A 4,147-nucleotide genomic window follows, 5' to 3' on the forward strand; every position below is an offset into this window, starting at 1 on the left:
CCGACCGGCGTGCTGGCCGACCGTACGCACATCGTGGACTCGCTGATGGCCGCGGGGGTACGCCCGGTCGCGGTGTTCGGCCCCGAGCACGGCTTCCGGGGCAGTGCCCAGGCGGGCGGCTCCGAGGGGACTACACCGATCCACGCACCGGCCTTCCCGTCTACGACATCTACGGCGTGGACGAGGACACGCTCGCGGGCCTGTTCACCGATGCCGGCGTCGACACGGTCGTGTTCGACATCGCCGACGTCGGAGCGCGGTTCTACACCTACATCTGGTCCATGTACACGGCGATGGTCGCCGCTCCCGGGTCGGCGCGGCGTTCGTGGTGCTGGACAGGCCCAATCCGATCGGCGGCGACGCGGCCGGCCCCTGCTCGACCCCGAGTACAGCTCGTTCGTGGGCCTCAAGCCGATCGCGCAGCAGCACGGCATGACCGTCGGCGAGCTCGCGCGGTTCTTCGACGCCGAATTCCTGCCCGACGCCGGCGGCAGGCTGGACGAGCTGGACCACCACCGCCAGCTCGGCGGAGAACTCGTCCGGGTCGGCGCCGGTTCCGGTGTCGAGGCGTTCGGCCCGCTCGACCGCTCGGGCGAAGCGTTCGTGGTCGGCCCGGCGGGTGCCTCCGGCGCGGTGCTTGCCGGGACGGGCGCGGCCCCCGCGGGACCAGCCACTCCGTCTCACCGCGCACGCCTCCAGGCACTCGCCGGGCCGACACCGTCGCAGGAGCAACGACGGACCACGCCCGGTGGTTACGCGGCGCCGAGCGTCACAATCCGTGCGGCAGCAGCCGCGCCAGCCTGCGCACCGCCCGGTGCTGAAGCGCCTTCACCGCGCCCTCGTTGCGCTCCATGATCGCGGCGGTCTCCGAGACCGAGTGGCCCTGGATGAACCGCAGGATGATGCACTCGCGCTGGTCCTCGCCGAGGTCGGCGACACAGCGCAGCAGCTCGTCGTTCGTGCTCCGGCTGATCACCTGCTGCTCGGGGCCCGGGTCGCCGACCTCGGCCGGGCCCGGCTCGGCGACCTCGTCGGTGACGACCTCCAGCCGGAACCGGCTCGACTTGACGTGGTCGAGCACCAGGTTCCGCGCGATCGTGGTGAACCACGCTCCCACGTCGCGGCCCTGGTAGGAGATCGAGGTGATGCGCCGCAGGGCGCGCAGGAACGTCTCGCTGGTGACGTCCTCGGCCAGGTGCCGATCGCCGAGGCGGAGCAGCACATAGCGGTAGACACTGTCCACGTGCCGGTCGTAGAGGGTGCCGAACGCCGCGCTGTCGCCGCGCTGGGCCGCCCGCACGAGTTCCCAGTTCTCCGCCACCGTGGCGTCCGCCGGTTCGGGGCTCGGCGCACTCCGTCGCCCGGCCACCACCGCCCCGACAGACGGCAGCCCCGCGGGCGCGGGCCCCGCCGCAACAGCGATCGGCATGCTCACGTGTCGCACCTCCTCCGGGCCCGTTCCCGGCCTCCGCGTGATCATCGCCACTACGTCGCCCGAGGGAGCATACGCGTTGTTACCGCGAAGTAGGTAGTGGTGTCCTGGCCCGATCCACTCGACGGCACCCGTTGATCACCGCGCGGGCACCGGCGGTGGCACACTGTCCGGAATCCGAAAGGGGCTGGTTGTGACCGGTGAGGACAGCACTGTCGCCGACCTCGTCGCCTCCGCGGCGCGGACGGTGCCCGACACGATCGCGTTAATCGATACAGCGACGCGCGCCACACTGACCTGGCACGACACCGAGCGCGCCGTGGCCGCGTTCGCCCGCAGGCTCGGCGAGGCGGGGATCGCCCGGGGCGACCGGGTGGCGATCCGCCTGCCCACCTCGGCGGAGTTCGCCGTCGCCTTCTTCGCCACGCTGCGCGCCGGTGCGGTGGCCGTGCCGCTCAACCCCCAGGCGCCCTCCGCGGAGATCGACCCCGTGCTGGACCACAGCGGATCGCGCCTGCTCGTGACCGACCGCGCGCTTCAGACGACGTGCTCGCCGGAGGTGATGGCGCCCTCGATCGAGGTCGACGGCGACTCCGGCGCCCCCGCCGAGGGAACGGGCGGGGGAGAGGAACTCGCCGCGTTGTTCTACACCTCCGGCACCACCGGCCCCGCGCGGGGCGTGATGCTGAGCCACCGGGCGCTGCTGGCCAACGTCGCCCAGCTCACCGCGCTCGACCCGCCCGCGGCGCAGCCGGACGACCGGGTGTACGTCGCGGTGCCGCTGCACCACATCTACGGGCTCGGCCCCGGTCTGCTCGCCCCCACGGCCGTGGGGGCGACCACCGTGCTCTCACCCCGTTTCGAGGTCGGGCAGGCGCTGGCCGACCTCGTCGAGCACCGCGTGACCGGCATGGTCGGCGTGCCCGCGATGTACGCGGCGCTGGCCGAGCAACCCGCCGAGCGGCTCCGCGAGAGCCTGGCCTCGATGCGCCTGATGGTGTCCGGTGCCGCGCCGCTGCGGCCCCGGGTGCTGAGCGACCTGCGTTCGGCCACCGGTCACGGGGTCTACGAGGGGTACGGGCTCACCGAGGCCGCCCCCGTGGTCACCTCCACCCTGGCCACCGGGTACCCGAAACCCGGTTCGGTCGGCAGGCCACTGCCGGGTGTCGAGGTGCGGCTGGTGGACAGCGACGGCAGCCCCCTGCCCGTGCCGCTCGACCCGGAAGACCCGGACGACGCGTTCGACGCCGACGCCGACGGCACCGGGCTCGTGTCCGTGCGCGGGGCGAACCTGTTCTCCGGCTACTGGCCCGACGGCGCGCACGGGCCGGACGCCGACGGCTGGTTCCGCACCGGCGACGTCGGCTACATCGACGTGGACGGGGATCTGCACCTGGTGGACCGCGCGGGCGACCTCGTCATCGTGAACGGGTTCAACGTCTATCCGCACGAGGTCGAGGAGGTCGTCCGGGCGATCCCCGGCGTGGCCGAGGTGGTCGTGGTCGGGGTGCTCGACGAGCGCACCGGCGAGGCCGTGAAGGCCGTCGTGGTGCCCGAGCCGGAGGCGGAACTGTCGCAGCGGCAGGTGCTGGAGCGGTGCGCCGAGCGGCTCGCCGGGTACAAGGTGCCGCGCACGGTCGAGTTCGTCACCGAGCTGCCGCACACGCCGTTGGGCAAGGTCCGCAGGGCGGAGCTGCGCGCCTCCGGCGACGACACGGGCGCCTCAGGCGACGACACGGGGCAGGATGGGACGCATGGCTGACACCGCGCACACCCTCGGCGCCGGGCGCGACACCGGGTCCGGGCACACCGTCACCGTGCTGACCCGGGCGGGCTGTCCGGCGTGCGAGGACGCCGAACGTGACGTGGAACGCATCTGCGGCGAACTCGGGGTGCCCTACTCGGTCGCCGACGTGGACACCGACCCGGAGTGGCGTGCCGAGTACGGCGACCGCGTGCCGGTGATCCTCGTGGACGATGCCGAGCACGGGTACTGGTCGGTCGACGAACTACGGCTGCGGGCCGCGCTGGCGGCGTAGGCGAACCACGGCCGTGACCGCGCAGGCGGCCTTAAGGGATGTGCGGTGGCGTAAGGGAATCGTCAGCGCGGAAGAGCGGCGTGCGAGTGCCTCCTTCGACGACGATTGGGCACATGAGTGCCGCGTCCTCCGCCCCCGAGCCGCCCGCCGTGTCGCCCCCGAGGCTCGGCGCCGGTGTCGCCGCCTCGATCGGCCTTCTCGCGCTGGTCTCGGCGCTGGCGGCAGGGCACGTCGTCGCCGCGTTCGTCGGTGCGACGGCCTCCCCCTACCTCGCCGTCGGCAACGCCGCGGTCGACGTGACGCCCGCCTGGCTCAAGGACTGGGCCGTGCGGGCCTTCGGCACCTACGACAAGATCGCCCTGCTCACGGGCATGGCGGTCGTGCTGGTGCTGCTGGCCGCGGTGGCCGGTCTGCTCTCGCGCCGCCGCCGCTATCCCGGCCTTGCGGTGGTCACCGTGCTCGGGCTGGTGGCGCTCGCCGCCGTGCTCGGCCGGTCGGACCTCGGCAGAGTGGCGCTGCTGGCGCCGATGGCGAGCCTGCTGGCGGGGCTGGCGGTGTTCGCGTGGCTGCACTCCCTCGCCGTGCGCGCGCGCTCTCGCGCGGACGAAACACCACCTTCCGGCACACGGCCCGCCGGCACCCTGCCCGCCGACACACGGCCAGCCGGGGCGTCACC

The 4,147-nt window shown here is 73.3% G+C and carries 3 protein-coding genes and 2 pseudogenes; 4 read left to right on the top strand and 1 reads right to left on the bottom strand.

From position 1 onward, the window contains the following. Positions 1–510 (top strand): annotated as a pseudogene (locus SACSA_RS24820) (exo-beta-N-acetylmuramidase NamZ domain-containing protein); the annotation flags it as partial. Between the two features lie 259 nt (positions 511–769). Here SACSA_RS24820 and SACSA_RS0117430 read toward each other — a convergent pair. Next, positions 770–1,435, bottom strand: coding sequence for a sigma-70 family RNA polymerase sigma factor (locus SACSA_RS0117430; RefSeq protein ID WP_028661982.1), 666 nt, complete (start codon positions 1,433–1,435; stop codon positions 770–772). A gap of 190 nt (positions 1,436–1,625) precedes the next feature. On the opposite strand from SACSA_RS0117430, the gene SACSA_RS23560 reads away from it, so the two are divergent. The 3 genes and pseudogenes from SACSA_RS23560 to SACSA_RS26335 form a co-directional block, all read left to right on the top strand. Next, positions 1,626–3,194, top strand: coding sequence for an AMP-binding protein (locus SACSA_RS23560; protein ID WP_019819021.1), 1,569 nt, complete (start codon positions 1,626–1,628; stop codon positions 3,192–3,194). Then, positions 3,187–3,471, top strand: coding sequence for a glutaredoxin family protein (locus SACSA_RS0117440; RefSeq protein ID WP_019819022.1), 285 nt, complete (start codon positions 3,187–3,189; stop codon positions 3,469–3,471). The genes SACSA_RS23560 and SACSA_RS0117440 overlap by 8 nt, the downstream gene beginning before the upstream one ends. A gap of 113 nt (positions 3,472–3,584) precedes the next feature. After that, positions 3,585–4,147 (top strand): annotated as a pseudogene (locus SACSA_RS26335) (molybdopterin-dependent oxidoreductase); the annotation flags it as partial.

The sequence above is a fragment of the Saccharomonospora saliphila YIM 90502 genome, from assembly GCF_000383795.1.
Taxonomy (GTDB): Bacteria; Actinomycetota; Actinomycetes; order Mycobacteriales; family Pseudonocardiaceae; genus Saccharomonospora; species Saccharomonospora saliphila.